Consider the following 16,476-nt stretch of genomic DNA (forward strand, 5'->3'; position numbering starts at 1 on the left):
AACCGCTCTGTATCGGTTGATAAGTACAACAGTACTATATAACACCTGACTGTAGGACGCGCAGATCGTTCCTGGGAGAGGTGGTCGTGACCGAGCGGCTTGGTAGGCGGACTCACGTAGTAGCGTGTGCCGCAACGATGTTGTCCTTGATGCCGCTGAGCGCGCTGGCGCAGCAGGCCGACCCGCTGGTGGCGCGACAGTCCATTTACCTACCCATGCGCGACGGCACCCGCCTGGCCGTCAACATCTATCGTCCGGCGGCAGGCGGCAAGCCGGTCGCGACCAAGGCGCCGGTGGTGTTCGCCTTCACGCCCTATCGCGCGCGCTATTACGACAAGGGCAAGCTGGTCGAGCTTGTCGATTCGCCGCAGTTCGGGCTGCGCGATCTGGTGCATAGCGGCTACGTCGTCGCCACGGCGGACATCCGCGGCAAGGGCGCCTCGTTCGGCGCGCGACGCGGCTTTCTCGATCAGACCGAGGCCAAGGACGGCGCGGAGATCGTTGCCTGGCTGGCGGCCCAGCCTTATGCCAGCGGCGATGTCGGCCTGATCGGCTGTTCCTATCTCGGCGGCACGGCAATGCTCGTCGCCGGTGCCCGCCCACCGGCGGTGAAGGCGGTGTTCTCGGCAGCGACCGACTGGGACAAATACGATTTCGTCCGCCGCGGCGGCATTACCGGTCAATTCAACACGCGTCCCGAAGATCCGATCACGCCCGATCTGGACAGCGTACCGGTCGATGCCGACACGGGCGGCGTGCTGTTGAAACAAGCGGTGGCGCAGCATGCCGGCAACACGCCAATGGCGCCCTTGTGGTACGGTATTCCTTACCGCGATAGCGTTTCACCTCTGACCGGCACACGTTTCTGGGAAGAGGTCGGACCCTACACCCACAAGGCGGCGATGACCGCGCCGGGCGTCGCCTGGTATTTGTGGGGCAATTGGAACGACGAACCGACCGAGCAGGTCATTCGTTCGGCCGCCAATTTGCCCGCCAAGCTGATCGTCGGGCCGGGCAGCCATTGCGACGTGCCCAAGCAGTTCGACATCAATGCGATCCAGAAGCGCTTCTTTGATCGTTATTTGAAGGGCATTCGCAACGGCATCGATACGGAGCCCAAATATAGCTGGTGGCGGGAAGACGGAGCCGGCGGCGCGCTGATCCGTTCGGACCGGCTGCCCGGCGTCGGTATCAAGCGCACGCCCTTGTTCCTCGGCATGGCCAGCCGCCGCGTCGACGGTACGCTGGGCTCACGTGTCCCGGCACCCGGCACCTTCGACTACCGCATCGATTATGATATCCCGACCGAAGGCTATTTCCCATTCTGGCCGGCCTCTCCGGACGGGCACGCAGCAACCTTCACCACCGCGCCGCTGGCCAGGTCGGCGACTATCGAGGGCTTTACGATTGTATCGGTGCGCGCGGCCGCCAACGGTCCTGCGGCCAACATTTTCGCCTATCTCGAGGATGTCGCTCCCGACGGCAAGGCGGTGGTGTTGGCGCAGGGGCGGCTGGCGGGCAGCCATCGCACGCTCGCCAAGGCGCCGTATGCGAACCTTGATCTGCCTTATCGGTCGGGTCTGAAGCGTGACGATACGCCGCTGATCCCCGGCCGGCCGACGACCCTGACCTTCGAACTGTCGCCGCGATCCTATGTCGTGCAGCCGCATCACCGGCTGCGCGTCGCGCTGGCGGGCGCCGATCCGCGTCAGCGCAACCTCGCGGCGATCCGCGGCGGCCTGGCGCAACGCTGGACCTTCTACGGCGGCGCGGGCGGCTCCCGCATCGATATCCCGTTCACCACGCCGGTCCAGTTCGAGACCACGCCACAATGATGTTTCATCTACAGGAGAGAATGATGCTCGACACCAACAAGGGCTTCGGACGCGGCCTGCGCTCAGGCGTAGCGCTCGCCGCCCTGATCTGGGCCGGCGCGGTACAGGCTCAAACGGTGCCCGCAGAGGCGGGGCAGAACGCTCCGGCCACGCAAGTACCCGACAGCACCGACGTGACGCGCGGCGACACCAGCACCAGCGGCACCGCTGCACCCTCCGACACGGGCGCTGCGCAGCCGAGCCCCGAACAGGCCGCTCCGGAGACTCCAGCAGCTGACGTGGTCGTCACCGGCAGCCGCATCCGCGGCGTCGCCCCGGTCGGCTCCGCCCTGATCGAACAGAGCCGCTCCGATCTGCTCGCCTCTGGCGCTACCAACACCACCCAGCTCGTGCAGAACCTGCCGCAGGTTATCAACCAGGGCGTGAGCGAGAGCAGCCGCAGCACGTCGGGCGGCGCCGGCAACATCACCTACAGCTCTGGCTTCAACATCCGCGGCATCGGGCCGTTCGCGACGCTGACCCTGCTCAACGGCCACCGGATCGTGCAGTCGGGTTCCTCGGGCGGCCTGCCCGATCCCAGCGCCATTCCGACGATCGCGATCCAGCGCGTCGAGGTTGTTGCGGACGGTGCGTCGGCGATCTACGGTTCGGATGCGGTCGCGGGTGTCGTCAACCTGATCACGCGCCGCCGCTTCAACGGGTTGGAGGCGCGTGCGCAATACGGGCTGGCGGACGACAATGCGTACAACCAATACAATGTCGGCGTGATCGGCGGGCATAATTGGGCGACCGGCAACGTCACCTTGTCCTACGAACATAGCGGCCATCGTGCGCTCAACGGTCGTGATCGCGATTTCTATGCAGCAGACCTGCGCTCGCGCGGCGGCGGGGACTTCCGTGGCACGCAGTGCAACCCCGCCAACCTCAACGTCAACGGCGTCGATTATGCCTTGCCGGGGCTGGTCGCCGGCACAGTCAACCGATGCGATACGCTGAAGAACCAGGATCTGATCCCCTCGCAGCAACGTGACAGCATCATGGGCTCGCTGACGCAGGAGCTCGGGTCGCGCATCACTCTTACAGGTGATCTGCTCTACACGCATCGCAAGTTCGCCTTCAATCCGGCCGGTACCACCGCGACCGTCACGCTGCCGAACACCAATCCCTATTTCATCCTGCCGGCAGGCGTGGTCGCGACATCCGAGACGGTGCAGACCGCGTTTGGCGACAATGCGCCGATCAACACCACGTCGGGCTATGCCAAGGTGCTGCAGGGCACGGCGGCGCTGAATTGGAAGCTGTTCGGCGATTTCCAGCTCGATGCCAGCTACACCTATGGCCGCGACGAGAGCTACAGCCTGTCGACGCGTGGCGTAAACAATGCCGCGCTCGCGCAGGCGCTGGCCAGCAACAACCCCGCGACGGCGCTTAATCCGTTCGGCAACAACAGCCAGGCCGTGCTCGACAACGTCTTCAACTCGGTATTCGGCGCGCCCGGCACGAACAAGATGCAAGAAGGGGAAGTCAACGTCTCCGGCTCGCTGTTTCAGCTGCCCGGCGGTGCGGTGCGCGCAGCGCTCGGCGGTGAGATCATCCGCGAGAGCATCTATACCGGGCTCGACAATGGCATCATCGGCGCAGTCATGTCGTCGCGCTCTTCCTCAGCACGCACGATCAAGTCGGTGTTCGGAGAACTGCGCGTGCCGATCTTCGGCGACGACAATGCCATTCCTGGCTTCCATTCGCTCGATCTGTCGCTTGCCGGCCGTATCAGCGACTATTCGGATGTCGGCACGTCGCGCAATCCGAAGATCGGCATCAACTGGTCGCCGGTACGCGGGCTCAAGCTGCACGGCAGCTATGGCACGTCGTTCCGCGCGCCGATCCTGACTCAGATCAACGGGGCGGTCAGCGCGCTGTTCATCCAGAACTATTCCACCCCGAACGGCGTCGTCACCGGCGCGACCTTGTCGGGTTTCGCCGGCGGCAATCCTCTGACACCAGAGAAGGCGCGGACTTATTCGTTCGGTGCCGACATAGCGCCGCCCTCCTTGCCTAATCTGCGTGCCAGCGTGAACTATTTCGACATCCGCTATACGGGGCAGGTCAATTCGATCCTGTCTGACCTTTCGATCCTGCAAAGCGGGGCCTCGGCCGCGCAATATAGCGACCGCATCGTTCAGGGTGCAGCGGCGGCGGCGCTGATCCAGTCGTTCCTGGCGGCGGGCTATCCGGCATTCGGACCGGTGCCGGCCAACCCGACATTGTTCGTCTATGGGCAAAACGTGAATGCCGGCAAGACGCTTGCCCAAGGGCTGGACTTCCAGGTCTTCTACCGCCTCGGCGACTTCAACCTGGCAACCAACGGCACCTACTTCACCAAATATCGTACCGCCGTATCCGCCAGCGCGCCCTTGCTCGACAGCGTGAACACGATCTTCAACCCACCGCGCTTCCGGTCGCGCAGTTCGGTCGGCTACGACAATGGCGACAACAGCGCGATCTTGTTCTGGAATTTCACCAACAAGTACAAGAACGACCGCATTGCCCCGATCCAGAAGGTCGATAGCTATTCGACCTTCGATCTGCACCTGGCGCATCGCTTCGACCAAGGTCTGACAGCGGCGAGCAAGCTGACGCTGGCGCTGGACGTATCGAACGCGTTCAACGTCGATCCGCCCTTCGTCAACATTCCGCAGAGCCCGAATGGGGGCGGCGGTTTCGATCCGACCGTATCGAACCCGATCGGCCGCATCGTGTCGCTGTCGGCAACGTTCGCGCTGTAAATAGGTATAGCGGGGACGGGGGCTGCCTCCTTCCCCGCTCCGCGTCAGGTCAGTTTCGGAAACACGAATCGTAAACGCGATCGAGCATGTTGCTGAGCACCTGCACATCGTGGGGGCCGAGCACGTTCAGGACGTCCTTTTCGACCGCTTCCAGCTTGGCGAACAGCTTCTTCAGCGCCGCTTCGCCGGCCTTGGTGGTGTAGAGCGCGTGCCGACGCCGGTCTTCGGTCGAGCGCCGGCGCTCGGCTAGGCCAAGCCGTTCGAGGTCGTCGATCACTGCCACGGCAGCGGATTTGTCGAGCCCGACCTCGCGCGCGACCTTGCCCTGCGACAGGCCAGGATTGGCCGAGATGATCGCCAACGCCGAGAATTCACCGGGCCGCAGGCCGAGCGCGACGCTCTGCTCGGTGAAGGCGTTGGACAATTGGTTCTGGATCCGCCGCAGGCGGAAGCCGATGAAATCGCCGAGACGGCCAAGCGCCAGATGCTCGTCGTTCACGGAACTTTCAGGTAAGATCGAGACAGCCATGAATCGGCTGTAATCAATAGCGGCCCGCAAACAAAGCGAGTTCGTTTCGATCACGACCGATCGTTTCAGATCGGTGCGCTGCGCCACCATGCTCGGCTGCGTGCGGGAGACGCCGTACGGCTCCCGCACGCGCGATCAGTCGATACGCTTCTTGCGGAACGTCCAGCTCGGATCGGTGCACAAGCCGCAATCCGCACCCTTGAACCAGCGCGCTGCCGTCTTGTCGCCGCGCAGCTGCCACTCCAGCCACGCGACATCGACCTGCGTCACCTTGCCGCCGTTGGCGTCATGGAACGTGCCGCCATGCCCGACATCCAGGCTGGCGATCGCCGCCGGCACATGATCGATCTTGTCGAAATCGTCGTTCCCGTTCGGCCAAGCGACATCGGTCGGCCCGCCCATGACGTAGAGGACCGGGGTGTGCAGCCTCGTCAGCGCGGATTTACCGATGGTGATGCCCTTGATCGGGTTGCTGCCGTCCTTGAACACGCCACTATTGTGCACGACCACCGCGTGCACTCGAGCATCGGCACCGATCTCTATCGCCTGCAGGCCTCCGCAGCTATGGCCTGAGACGGCAACCATCTTCGGGTCGATCCGGTGGTAGAGCGTACTGCCCCGGCGGTTGTTCTCCGTGAGCGCCCAGTCGATGCCTGCCGACACTTGTGCGGACGTCGTCTTGATGCCGAGCGGCCCGGGGGGCGGCGGCGGACTCGGGCGCCGTGGTGCGCCGGGGCCCGTCAGTGCACTGCCGGGAGCGATCACGACATAGCCATGCGAGGCGATCTCGCCGAGGTGGAGGCGGGCGCTTGCGGCATCATCGCTGCAGCCGCCATTGCCCCACACCAGCACGCCGAGCTTGCGCGCGCCGAGGCCGTTTAGATCGGCCGGCCGATAGATCAGGTGCTCCGGCAGCCCCGGATCGGTCAGCTTGACCGCGGCATACGGCCCAGTGCCGGCAGTGTCGGGCATCGCGTTATAAACCGCGTTGGCGGCCTCCATCGCCTGGCGCGCCTGGGGGGTCATCTCGCGCTGGCCGTGCGCGATGCCGGTCGCGCCGAACGCCACCATCGTGGCCAGCAGGATCGCCTTCTTCATTTGCCTCTCCATCTTCGTCGTTGAATGCGTTGCTATAGCGGCAGGCCGACATAGTTTTCCGCGATCGCCGTCTGCATCGCGGTGGAACCTGCCAGATAGTCGAGCTCGGCGATCTGCATGCGGCGTTCGAACGGCCCGTCTTCGGGGAAGCGATGCATCAGCTTGGTCAGCGACCAACTGAACCGCTCCGCCTTCCAGATCCGCGCCAGCGCGCGTGCCTCATAGTCGAGCAATGCCTGTTCCTCACCCGAGGCGAAATGCGCGATCAGCGCCTCGGAGAGATACAGCACGTCAGACGCGGCGAGGTTGAGGCCCTTGGCGCCGGTCGGCGGCACGATGTGTGCGGCGTCTCCGGCCAGGAACAGCCGCCCGTGGCGCATCGTCTCGAACACGTAGGAGCGTAACGGAGCGATCGACATCTCGAGCGCCGGGCCGCGCGTGACCTTGTGCTGCGAAATCGGATCGAAGCGCTCGGCAAGTTCGTCCCACAGCCGTTCTTCCGGCCAGTTCTCGATCTGCTCTGTCAGCGGTACCTGGATGTAGTAGCGACTGCGCGTGTTCGACCGCATCGAGGCCAGCGCAAAGCCGCGGTCGCTGTTTGAGTAGATCAACTCGCCATGGCACGGCGGCACGTCGGCCAGGATGCCGAGCCAGCCGAACGGATATACCCGCTCGAACTCACGCACTTTCGCCGTCGGAATGGCCTTGCGCGAGGGGCCGTGAAAACCATCGCAGCCGGCAATGAAGTCGGCGTGCAGCCGGTGCTCGACGCCGTTTTTGGTATAGGTGACTGACGGCGACTCGCTTTCGAGATCATGCAGCGCGACGTCCTTGGCCTCGTACACGATCTCCAGCCCACGCTCGGGTGCTGCGGCCATCAGGTCGCGCGTCACTTCGGTCTGGCCGTAGACGGTGACGTGCTTGCCGGTCAGCCTGCGGATGTCGATGCGTATCAGGTGCTCGCCATCGGCGAGGTTGAAGCCTTCCTCGACCAGCCCCTCGGCGTTCATCCGAGCGTCGACACCAAGCCGGTGCATCAGATCGGTGGTGGTCGTTTCCAGCACACCGGCGCGTATCCGCCCGAGCACGTAATCGGGCGATTGGCGCTCGATGACGACACACTCGATCCCCGCCGCCCGTAACAGATGTCCGAGCAGAAGCCCGGACGGGCCCGAGCCGATGATCGCAACCTGGGTCTTCACGCGCCCGCTCCGATCGTTGCCCAACGGAAAGCCGGGGTCCCGTGGGAAGGGGCAGGAAAAGAGCCGCAGGAGATCCTAGCTTTCGTTGGCAAGACGGTGGTGGGCAGCTTCATGCCTGGAGCTGCTTTTCGAGCGCGTCGAGCACGCGGTAGCATGGGAGCACCTGCGCTACTGAGCTGTTTGGCTCACGGCCCTCGCGGATCGCCGCGATGAACTCGCGGTCCTGTAACTCGATGCCGTTCATTGATACGGCGACGTCTGAGACGTCGATCTGCTCGTCCTTGCCGGTAAACAGATCGTCGTAGCGCGCGAGATAGGTCGCGGTGTCGCCGATGTAGCGGAAGAAGGTGCCGAGCGGGCCATCGTTGTTGAACGACAGGCTCAGCGTGCAGATCGCGCCGCTTTCCGCCTTCAACTGGATCGACATGTCCATCGCGATGCCGAGCTCGGGGTGGATCGGACCTTCGATTGCGTTGGCCTTGACGATCGGGCCGGCCTGATAGGCGAACAGATCGACCGTGTGCGCGGCGTGATGCCACAGCAGGTGATCCGTCCAGGAGCGCGCTTCGCCCTTGGCATTCATGTTCTTGCGACGGAAGAAATAGGTCTGCACGTCCATCTGCTGGATGTCGAAATCGCCGCGCGCGATCCGCTGGTGGATATATTGATGGCTCGGATTGAAGCGCCGCGTGTGGCCGACCATGCACGTCAGGCCGGCCTCCTGCTGCTTGGCGAGCACCGCCTCGGCATCGGCGAGGCTGTCGGCGAGCGGGATCTCGACCTGGACGTGCTTGCCGGCCTCCATGCACTGGATCGCCTGAGCAGCATGCATCTGCGTCGGCGTGCACAGTATCACCGCGTCGACATCGTCGCGCGCGAGTGTCTCGGCGAGGTCGGTGGTGGCGTGGCCGATGCCGTGCTTCGCGGCAATTGCCTGGGTCGGTTCCAGCCGACGACCAACCAGGCTGGTGACCTCAACGCCGTCGATCAGCTTGAGGCCGTCGAGATGCTTTTCTCCGAACGCGCCGGCACCGGCGAGGGCGATTTTCATTTTTCTTCTCCCTCTCCCCTTTGGGGAGAGGGCCGGGGAGAGGGGCTGTCTCTCCGTCGGCCCTTAGCTATGTTTTGCGAGACTGCCCCTCTCCCCGACCCTCTCCCCGCCAGCGGGGAGAGGGAGATCAAGTCGGCTCCAGCACGATATGCCCGACCGCGGTGTTGCTCGCGGGTACGTGATAGTGGCGGTGCAGCAGCCGGGTGCTCGTCCCAAGGCTGCCACGCATGATCAGCCACATGACGAGTTCTATCCCTTCGCTGCCAGCCTCACGCAGATAGTCGATGTGCGGCATGTGGCGCAGCCGATCGCTGTCGCCGACCAGACCGTCGAGGAAGTCATTGTCCCACGGCGCATTGATCAGCCCGGCGCGAGGCCCTTGCAGCTGATGGCTCATGCCGCCGGTGCCCCAGACCTGTACGTTGAGGTCGTCGGGGAAGCTCTCCACGGCGCGCGCGATTGCCTCGCCCAGCGCCCAGCAACGATTGCCCGAAGGCGGCGGATAGGTGACCACGTTGACCGCGATCGGGATCACCTTGCACGGCCATGCCGCAGGCTGACCGAACATCATCGACAGCGGTACGGTCAGGCCATGATCGACCGTCATCTCGTTGATGATGGTCATGTCGAATTCGTCGAGGATCAGGCTCTGCGCGATATGCCAGGCGAGATCGGGATGACCGACGACGTTGGGCACTTGCCGCGGCCCCCAGCCTTCGTCGGCGGGCTCATATTCCTCCGCGCAGCCGATCGCAAAGGTCGGGATGATCTTCATGTCGAAGGCGGAAGCATGGTCGTTATAGACCAGGATCACGACGTCCGGCTTCTGTTCGGCCTCCCACGCCTTGGTCCAGTCGTAGCCGGCAAAGGCCGGCGTCCAGTACGCTTCCTCGGTCTTGCCGAGATCGACCGCGACGCCGAGCGCCGGGATGTGGCTGGTCGCGACACCGGCTGTGATACGCGCCATCAGGAGTCTCCCACGTCTTTGGTATCGGCAGGCGATGCTGCTGCATTAGCACCGGCTGCGTTGGCCTTGATCGAGCGCACGCCCTCGGGCGATCGGCCCCCGGCGACCATCATCGCCGAATAGTCTTCCACGCTCATGCCCGACATCGTGCTCACCGCCTGCAGGAACGACAGCCCGTCGGTCGAGAACACCTTTGCCAGGAAATAGATATTGCCGCCCAGATCGAGCAGCCGGTTGTAATCGCGATCGAGCACCGCCTGCTTCTGCTCCGGCGTGATCTTCCAATCATCGAGATAGGCGGCTTCGTCCGCCTTCCAGCGCTCGCGATTTTCCGGCTTCATCAGGCTCATCGCGAACTGGTTGAGCTGATAGCCCTGCCGTGCACGCTTGGCGGTATAAACGCGGGTGCCGGGAATATCGTCGAACTCGGCGAGATAAGCGTGGATATCGCGTGGGCTCGTCATGCGGAATCTCCCCAGTAGAGGCGCATCGGGTTGTCGATCAGCAGCTTGCGCTGCAGCTCGGCGGTGCGTGCGATGCGCGGGATGATGTTCACCAGCGCGCCGTCGTCGGGCATGTGGCCGACCATGTTGAGGTTGGGATGCGGCCAATCGGTTCCCCACAGCACGCGGTCGGGATAGGTTTCGACCACTTTGCGGGCGAAGGGCACGAAATCGTCATAGGTCGGCGGCCCGGATTTGGAGAGCCGCTCGGGGCAGGTGACCTTGGACCAGACGTTGTCGCGGTCCATGAAGTCGAGGAAGCGCGCGAATTCGGGGCCGTCGGGCGACTTGGTCACGTCGGGTCGACCCATATGGTCGACCACCACCGTCGTCGGCAGCGAGGTGAAGAAGTCCCATTTCTCGGCGAGATCGGCGGCTTCGAAATAGACCACGATGTGCCAGCCGAACGCGGCGATCTTCTCGATGATGCCGCGGTAATACTCGTCTGGGTTGGGATCGACGAGCCGCTTGACGTAATTGAAGCGCACCCCGCGCACGCCGGCCGCGTGCATCTCGGCCAGCTCGTCCGACGAAATGTCGACTCTCACCGTCGCGACGCCGCGCGCCTTGCCGCCAGAATGGACGAGCGCATCGACCATCGCGCGATTGTCGGTGCCGTGGCACGTCGCCTGGACGACGACATTGCGCGAAAAGCCGAGGAAGTCGCGCAGTTCGTAGAGCTTGTCCTTGCCGGCGTCGCACGGCGTGTATTTGCGTTCGGGTGCATAGGGGAATTCGTCGCCAGGGCCGAAGACGTGGCAATGCGCGTCCACGGCGCCGGGGGGCGGGGTAAAGCTTGGCTTGGAGGGGGCGGGATCGAAGCAGAGCCAGTTGGCGTCCATCTGGAACTCGCTCATCGGCGATTTTCCTGTTCGTCATGCCGGACTTGATCCGGCATCCAGAGCCATGAAGGCTGTGTCCTGTTACCCTGGATCCCGGGTCGAGCCCGGGATGACGATTGGGGGAGGCCGCTCACAGCCCGCGTGCCTTCAGCTTCGCGTCCAGGCGCGGAAAAACCTTCCGCGTATTGCCCGAGAAGATCGCCGCCCGCTCTTCGTCCGAAATATTCAGCGCGTCGACATAGCGCTTGGTATCGTCGAAATAATGCCCGGTCCGCGGATCGATGCCGCGAACGGCGCCTACCATTTCCGAGCCGAACAGGATGTTCTTGTTCTCGATCACCTCGGCCAGTAGATTGATGCCCGGCTGGTGATACACGCAGGTATCGAAGAAGATGTTGTTCATCAGATAGTCGTCGACCGACGGCTTCTTGAGCATGTCGGCGAGGCCACGATAGCGCCCCCAATGATAGGGCACCGCGCCGCCGCCGTGCGGGATGATGAAGCGCAAGGTAGGAAAGTCGGCGAACAGATCGCCCTCGAGCAATTGCATGAACGCGATCGTATCGGCGGCGATGTAATACGCTCCGGTCGCGTGCATCGCCGGGTTGCAGCTGCCCGAGACGTGGATCATCGCCGGCACGTCGAGTTCGACCATCTTCTCGTAGAACGGATACCAGTAGCGGTCGGTGAGCGGGGAGCTGTTGAAATGGCCGCCGGAAGGATCGAGGTTGAGATTGCAGCCGACAAAGCCATGCTCGACCACGCAGCGCTTCAACTCGGCGATCGAGGTCGTCAGGTCGGTGCCTGGCGATTGCGGCAACATGCACACCCCGGCGAAGGTCTCGGGGTACATCGCCACCACGCGCGCGATCAGATCGTTGCAGCGCCGCGCCCATTCCTCTGCCATTGCGGCATCGCCGACGTGCGGCGCCATGGCGCTGGCACGCGGGGAGAAGATCGTCATGTCCGCGCCACGTTCCTTCACCAGCCGCAACTGATTTGCCTCGATCGTCTCGCGGATCTCGGCGTCGGGGATGTCGGGGTAGGGCGGGCAGGGTGTGCCGGCCTTGAACGCCGCCTTCTGCGCCTCGCGCCACGCGTCGTGCGCGGCGGGGAGGACGGTGTAGTGGCCATGGCAGTCGATGATCATGCGGTGCTTCCCGAAAGACGAAGAAGGTTGAGCTTGGCGCTGAGCCCTGCCGGCGCTTCGATCCCCAGCGTGCCGATCGCTCGCTGGCGCATAACCGTGCCGCGCGTCATCACGCTGCCGGTGCCAAGGGCGTCGAGCGTCTTGGCCACTTCCTCCATCTCGGCGGCGCGGCGCAGGCCGTGTTCGATCATCCGGTCGAGATTGTAGTCAGCCCGGGCGGCCCAGTCGCGGGGCGCCGGGCTGGCGTTCAATGAGGACAGTACCTCGTCCAGCACCCCTGCGGCGTCGGCGGCGAGCACGCATTCCGCGCTTAGTGCCTCGATGCCCTTGACCATCACCGATCGGATCATCTTGATCGAGGACGCGCGCCCGATATCGCCCGCCACGATCCGCACTTTACCGAAGCCGATCGCGGTCAGGAATGCCGATCCCGACGTGGCATGCGGACCGGACACGAGCAACGGCACGTCGGTACCCGCAGGGTGGACAGGTGCCATGACCGCGACGTCGACATAGCGCCCGCCTGCCGCCTCGATCGCCTGCGCGGCGGCGCGCTTGGTATCGGGGGCCACGCTGTTCATGTCGAAGAAGAAGGCGCCAGCGGACAAATGCCGCGCGGCGGACGTGGCGGCCGCCAGTGCCTGATCGGCGGTCACCAGCGACAGCGCCGCGTGTGCATCGACCAGCGCCTCGGCGTCGGATGCCGTTCCGGAGCGTTCGGTCAGACGATCGAAATGGCGCATCGTCGCCGCAAGCGTCGGCGCGAACGCATTGGCTGCCTCGCCATAGCCGATCAACGCAAGCCTTCTCTCCATGGCCGAAGACGTAGGGGGAGCGCCGCTCGGGCGGCTAATCGGAAAGTACGGGCGGCTATTCGAAATCCTGATTCATGATCGCGTCTGCACAGCCGGCGAGCACCTCCAGAAAGCGCGCCTGGACACGCGTCGGGCTCCAGCCGGCGCGCGTCGTCACCCCGATCACCCGGCCGCTCGATGCCAGTTCGGGCCCGACCGTCGCCAGCATCCCGCTGTCGATCTCCAGCGCGACCTGATCGGGAGACAGCATCGTCAGGAAATCGCCGTCGCGCAGGATGCCGCGGATCACCATCACCGATCCGCACTCGATCGGCGCATGGGGTTCGCTCGTGCCGCGGCCATCGGCAAACAGCCGCTGCCATAGGCTGCGCAGCGGCGCCCCGACGCGCGCGACGACCCATGGATACGCGGCAAGCGCCTCGCGGCTCGGCATTGCGGCGCCAGCGAGCGGGTGGCCCGCGCGGCCGACGATCACCAGGCGGTCGTCGAGCAGTGGTGCCTGGTGCAGATCGGGCGCGGCCTCGCGCAGTGCGCCGATCATCATGTCGATCGCACCGTCGCGCAGCGGCTCGACCAGTTCGCGCCACGATCCTTCCGAGATATCAAACCGGGCCGCCGGCGTCTCCTGAGCGATCCGTGCGATCGCCCGCGGCAGCAGCAGCGCGCGGGACAGCGGCATCGCCCCGATCGCGATCCGCCCGCCGCCCAGATCGGGCGCCGCCTCGACGATCCCGGCGGCGATTTCCGCCGCCGCCAGCCGCACGCCGCGCGTCAGCCGCCGTCCGGCATCGCTGAGCACGATCCCCCGGCCACGTCGCTCGACCAGCACCATGCCGCACACTTGTTCCAGATCGCGCACCGCGCGGTGGATCGCTGGCTGCGACAATCCGGTGGCGGCCCCGGCGCCGACGAAGCTGCCGGCATCGGCCAGCGCCAGGAACGCGCGCAATTGCGTCGCGGTCATCAACCGTTCGGGCCGAGCGAAGCCGCGCCCGCCGCCCGGTATCGCCCCGCCCAACCGCGCAAAGGCGGTGTCCGCGCGCGCGGCCAGCGCGAGGCCTGCCTCAGTCGGCGTCATCCCGTCGGCCCGCCGGTCGAACAGGGCGGCGCCGATCTCGCGTTCTAGTTTGGCCAGGCCTTGCGTCAGCGCTGGTTGTGACAGGCTCACCACCTCGGCGGCGGCGCTCATGCTGCCGCGCGCGACGATCGCGGCAAGCGCGCGCAGATGGCGCAGGTTGAGATCGAACGGGTCCACGACGCACCTATAGAGAAATCTTATCGGCTGCGCACAGTTCCGAATTGCGGCTATCACGGGTCGGCGCGCACCCCGGCGGGATAGCCGCCAAGGAGAGTTTCATGGGCAAGGTCGTCACCAACATCCAGCGTGCGGATCCCGCGGTGATCGACGGGCTCGCCGCCGCCGGGGTCGCCACCGTACACGAGGCGCAGGGTCGGATCGGCCTCCTCTCCAGCCGGTTGCGTCCGATCTATCCCGGCGCGCGGATCGCCGGCTCGGCGGTGACGATCTCGGCACCGCCGGGTGACAATTGGATGATCCATGTCGCGGTCGAGCAATTGAAGGAAGGCGATATCCTCGTCCTTGCGCCGACCAGCCCCAGCGAAGACGGGTATTTCGGCGATCTGCTCGCCACCTCGGCGCAGGCACGCGGCTGTCGCGGGCTGATCATCGACGCCGGCGTGCGCGACGTGCGCGATCTCACGCAGATGAACTTCCCGGTCTGGTCCAAGGCGGTGTTCGCCCAAGGCACGATCAAGGGGACGCTGGGGTCGGTCAACGTGCCGATCGTCTGTGCCGATGCGGCGATCGAGCCGGGGGACGTGATCGTTGCCGACGACGATGGCGTGTGCGTGGTCAAGCGCGCGGATGCGGCGGATGTGCTCGCCAAGGCGCAGGCGCGCGAGGCGAACGAGGAATCGAAGCGCGTGCGGCTGGCCGCTGGCGAACTCGGGCTGGATATCTATGACATGCGTGGCAAACTGGCGGAGATGGGGCTGACCTATGAATAGTGCGCCCGTCATGTGGATGCGCGGCGGCACCTCCAAGGGCGCCGTCTTCCTGGCCTCCGACCTGCCCACGGAAACGGCCGAGCGCGACGCCTTCCTGCTGCGCGTGATGGGTTCGCCCGATCCGCGCCAGATCGACGGCATGGGCGGCGCCGATCCGCTCACCTCGAAGGTCGCGGTCGTCAGTCGTTCGACCCGCGACGGCGTCGATGTCGACTACCTCTTCCTCCAGGTGTTCGTCGATCAGCCAATCGTCTCGGATAGCCAGAATTGCGGCAACATGCTGGCCGCCGTCGGCCCGTTCGCGATCGAGCGCGGGCTGGTCGCAGCGACGGGTGACGAGACGAGGGTCGCTATCTTCATGGTCAATACTGGGCAGATCGCGGTCGCCGCCTGCCAGACCCCCGGGGGTGTCCCGACCTATAATGGCGATGCTGCAATCGATGGCGTGCCCGGCACCGCCGCGCCGATCCCGCTGGAGTTTCGCGACACCGCCGGCAGTTCGTGCGGTGCGCTCCTTCCGACCGGCAATGCGGCCGACGAAATAAACGGCGTCGCCTGCACGCTGATCGACAACGGCATGCCCTGTGTCGTGTTCAAGGCCGAGGATGTCGGCGCCACGGGCTATGAGGACCGTGAGACGCTCGACGTCGATGAAACGCTGAAGGCCAGGATCGAAGCGATCCGCCTGCAGGCCGGACCGATGATGAACCTGGGGGACGTGCGCGAGAAATCGGTACCCAAGATGATGCTCGTCGCGCCGCCGCAGCATGGCGGCGCGGTGACGGTGCGCAGCTTCATCCCGCACCGCGCGCATGCCACGATCGGCGTGCTCGGCGCGGTCAGCGTGGCTACCGCCTGCCTGATCCAAGGCTCCCCCGCCGCGGCGGTGGCGGTGGTGTCGGCCGGCGATCGCAAGACCCTGTCGGTCGAGCATCCGACCGGAGAGATGAGTTGCGTGCTCGGGCTCGACGCGGACGGGCAAGTCGTGACGGCGGCCCTGCTGCGGACTGCACGGAAGCTGATGGAGGGCAGGGTGTTCGGCTGAGCTCTGCCGCGCTTGGTTGACGTCAAGCGTCAAACGTGGCTTCCACATACCGGATATGTCACGCAAACCGCTCGCCATCGGCACCTTGTCGCACTTGATCGGCTATCACCTGCGCCGCGCCTCCGGTGCCTTCGCGCTCGATTTCAGTGATGCGATGAGCGGGACGGGGATGCGGCAGGTGCTGCTCGGCATTCTCGCGATCGTTGAGGCCAATCCTGGCGTCAATCAGGGGACGGTCGGCATCGCGCTCGGTATCAAGCGCGCCAACATGGTCGCGTTGATCAACGAACTGGTCGATGCCGGGTTGCTGGCGCGCGTCACCGCCCCCGACGATCGCCGCGCTTTTTCACTGACGCTGACGGACATGGGGCACGAACGGCTCAAGGATTGCACGGTCCGCATCGAGGCGCACGAAGCGCGGATGCTGGCGGATCTCAGCGCGGACGAACGGCAGACATTTCTGGAACTGCTGGCGCGGATCGAGGCGCGTAAGGCTTAGGCTGCGGCTGGTTCAAGATATACGGTGGTTCAGGCCACTTACCCTAATCCGTCCCCCGGCGTAGGCCGGGGCCCAGTTGGGATGGCTTCTGGGCTCAAGCGGAGACCTTCGCGACTGGACCCCGGC

Annotated in this window: 15 protein-coding genes; 5 read left to right on the forward strand and 10 right to left on the reverse strand. The window is 65.0% G+C overall.

The window, feature by feature from the left end; all coding sequences use genetic code 11:
- Positions 1 to 149 precede the first annotated feature (149 nt).
- Both NV382_RS02665 and NV382_RS02670 read left to right on the forward strand, forming a co-directional pair.
- Positions 150 to 1,835 (forward strand): CocE/NonD family hydrolase, encoded by a 1,686-nt coding sequence (locus tag NV382_RS02665; protein WP_260600282.1) that lies wholly within the window; start codon positions 150 to 152, stop codon positions 1,833 to 1,835.
- Between the two features lie 23 nt (positions 1,836 to 1,858).
- Entirely contained in the window at positions 1,859 to 4,621 is a 2,763-nt protein-coding gene (locus NV382_RS02670; protein ID WP_260599004.1) for a TonB-dependent receptor plug domain-containing protein, read from the forward strand.
- A gap of 49 nt (positions 4,622 to 4,670) precedes the next feature.
- Here the strand turns inward: NV382_RS02670 and NV382_RS02675 are convergent, their stop codons facing one another.
- The 10 genes from NV382_RS02675 to NV382_RS02720 all read right to left on the reverse strand — a co-directional run bounded on the left by NV382_RS02675 (position 4,671) and on the right by NV382_RS02720 (position 14,033).
- A complete protein-coding gene (locus tag NV382_RS02675) occupies positions 4,671 to 5,120 on the reverse strand; it encodes a MarR family winged helix-turn-helix transcriptional regulator (RefSeq protein WP_260599005.1) in 450 nt (149 codons plus the stop codon).
- Between the two features lie 165 nt (positions 5,121 to 5,285).
- Complete coding sequence (locus NV382_RS02680; protein ID WP_260599006.1) at positions 5,286 to 6,248, reverse strand: alpha/beta hydrolase; 963 nt, start codon at positions 6,246 to 6,248, stop codon at positions 5,286 to 5,288.
- Positions 6,249 to 6,280: 32 nt separating this feature from the next.
- Positions 6,281 to 7,450, reverse strand: a complete 1,170-nt coding sequence (gene pobA / locus NV382_RS02685) for a 4-hydroxybenzoate 3-monooxygenase (RefSeq protein ID WP_260599007.1) — start codon at positions 7,448 to 7,450, stop codon at positions 6,281 to 6,283.
- A gap of 109 nt (positions 7,451 to 7,559) precedes the next feature.
- Complete coding sequence (locus tag NV382_RS02690; RefSeq protein WP_260599008.1) at positions 7,560 to 8,501, reverse strand: Gfo/Idh/MocA family oxidoreductase; 942 nt, start codon at positions 8,499 to 8,501, stop codon at positions 7,560 to 7,562.
- A 127-nt stretch (positions 8,502 to 8,628) separates the two neighbouring features.
- Positions 8,629 to 9,468 carry a class III extradiol dioxygenase subunit beta gene (locus NV382_RS02695; RefSeq protein WP_260599009.1) on the reverse strand — a complete coding sequence of 280 codons (840 nt, stop codon included), beginning with the start codon at positions 9,466 to 9,468 and terminating at the stop codon, positions 8,629 to 8,631.
- Positions 9,468 to 9,932, reverse strand: coding sequence for a protocatechuate 4,5-dioxygenase subunit alpha (ligA, locus tag NV382_RS02700; protein ID WP_260599010.1), 465 nt, complete (start codon positions 9,930 to 9,932; stop codon positions 9,468 to 9,470). The genes NV382_RS02695 and ligA overlap by 1 nt, the downstream gene beginning before the upstream one ends.
- Positions 9,929 to 10,828 carry an amidohydrolase family protein gene (locus NV382_RS02705; RefSeq protein ID WP_260599011.1) on the reverse strand — a complete coding sequence of 300 codons (900 nt, stop codon included), beginning with the start codon at positions 10,826 to 10,828 and terminating at the stop codon, positions 9,929 to 9,931. The genes ligA and NV382_RS02705 overlap by 4 nt, the downstream gene beginning before the upstream one ends.
- 115 nt (positions 10,829 to 10,943) lie before the next feature.
- Positions 10,944 to 11,963 carry an amidohydrolase family protein gene (locus NV382_RS02710; RefSeq protein ID WP_260599012.1) on the reverse strand — a complete coding sequence of 340 codons (1,020 nt, stop codon included), beginning with the start codon at positions 11,961 to 11,963 and terminating at the stop codon, positions 10,944 to 10,946.
- Positions 11,960 to 12,778 carry an NAD(P)-dependent oxidoreductase gene (locus tag NV382_RS02715; RefSeq protein ID WP_260599013.1) on the reverse strand — a complete coding sequence of 273 codons (819 nt, stop codon included), beginning with the start codon at positions 12,776 to 12,778 and terminating at the stop codon, positions 11,960 to 11,962. Before NV382_RS02715 ends, NV382_RS02710 begins: the two co-directional genes overlap by 4 nt.
- A 55-nt stretch (positions 12,779 to 12,833) precedes the next feature.
- Positions 12,834 to 14,033, reverse strand: a complete 1,200-nt coding sequence (locus tag NV382_RS02720) for a LysR family transcriptional regulator (protein WP_260599014.1) — start codon at positions 14,031 to 14,033, stop codon at positions 12,834 to 12,836.
- Between the two features lie 101 nt (positions 14,034 to 14,134).
- Between NV382_RS02720 and ligK the strand changes: the two genes are divergently transcribed.
- The 3 genes from ligK to NV382_RS02735 are packed head-to-tail and all read left to right on the forward strand — an operon-like array spanning position 14,135 to position 16,350.
- Positions 14,135 to 14,806: a 4-carboxy-4-hydroxy-2-oxoadipate aldolase/oxaloacetate decarboxylase gene (gene ligK, locus NV382_RS02725; RefSeq protein ID WP_260599015.1), complete on the forward strand. Its 672-nt coding sequence runs from the start codon at positions 14,135 to 14,137 to the stop codon at positions 14,804 to 14,806.
- A complete protein-coding gene (locus NV382_RS02730; RefSeq protein WP_260599016.1) occupies positions 14,799 to 15,851 on the forward strand; it encodes a 4-oxalomesaconate tautomerase in 1,053 nt (350 codons plus the stop codon). Before ligK ends, NV382_RS02730 begins: the two co-directional genes overlap by 8 nt.
- Positions 15,852 to 15,906: 55 nt before the next feature.
- Entirely contained in the window at positions 15,907 to 16,350 is a 444-nt protein-coding gene (locus NV382_RS02735) for a MarR family winged helix-turn-helix transcriptional regulator (RefSeq protein WP_260599017.1), read from the forward strand.
- Positions 16,351 to 16,476 lie beyond the last annotated feature (126 nt).

It is taken from the genome of Sphingomonas endolithica (assembly GCF_025231525.1).
Classification (GTDB): Bacteria; Pseudomonadota; Alphaproteobacteria; order Sphingomonadales; family Sphingomonadaceae; genus Sphingomonas; species Sphingomonas endolithica.

Excerpts from the sequence above, each read along its gene's own strand:
- NV382_RS02730 (WP_260599016.1), top strand. The coding sequence starts at position 14,799 with ATGAATAGTGCGCCCGTCATGTGGATGCGCGGCGGCACCTCCAAGGGC.
- NV382_RS02705 (WP_260599011.1), bottom strand. The coding sequence starts at position 10,828 with ATGAGCGAGTTCCAGATGGACGCCAACTGGCTCTGCTTCGATCCCGCC.
- NV382_RS02715 (WP_260599013.1), bottom strand. The coding sequence starts at position 12,778 with ATGGAGAGAAGGCTTGCGTTGATCGGCTATGGCGAGGCAGCCAATGCG.
- NV382_RS02695 (WP_260599009.1), bottom strand. The coding sequence starts at position 9,468 with ATGGCGCGTATCACAGCCGGTGTCGCGACCAGCCACATCCCGGCGCTC.
- ligA (WP_260599010.1), bottom strand. The coding sequence starts at position 9,932 with ATGACGAGCCCACGCGATATCCACGCTTATCTCGCCGAGTTCGACGAT.
- NV382_RS02710 (WP_260599012.1), bottom strand. The coding sequence starts at position 11,963 with ATGATCATCGACTGCCATGGCCACTACACCGTCCTCCCCGCCGCGCAC.
- NV382_RS02680 (WP_260599006.1), bottom strand. The coding sequence starts at position 6,248 with ATGAAGAAGGCGATCCTGCTGGCCACGATGGTGGCGTTCGGCGCGACC.
- ligK (WP_260599015.1), top strand. The coding sequence starts at position 14,135 with ATGGGCAAGGTCGTCACCAACATCCAGCGTGCGGATCCCGCGGTGATC.
- NV382_RS02735 (WP_260599017.1), top strand. The coding sequence starts at position 15,907 with ATGTCACGCAAACCGCTCGCCATCGGCACCTTGTCGCACTTGATCGGC.
- NV382_RS02670 (WP_260599004.1), top strand. The coding sequence starts at position 1,859 with ATGCTCGACACCAACAAGGGCTTCGGACGCGGCCTGCGCTCAGGCGTA.
- NV382_RS02665 (WP_260600282.1), top strand. The coding sequence starts at position 150 with ATGCCGCTGAGCGCGCTGGCGCAGCAGGCCGACCCGCTGGTGGCGCGA.
- NV382_RS02690 (WP_260599008.1), bottom strand. The coding sequence starts at position 8,501 with ATGAAAATCGCCCTCGCCGGTGCCGGCGCGTTCGGAGAAAAGCATCTC.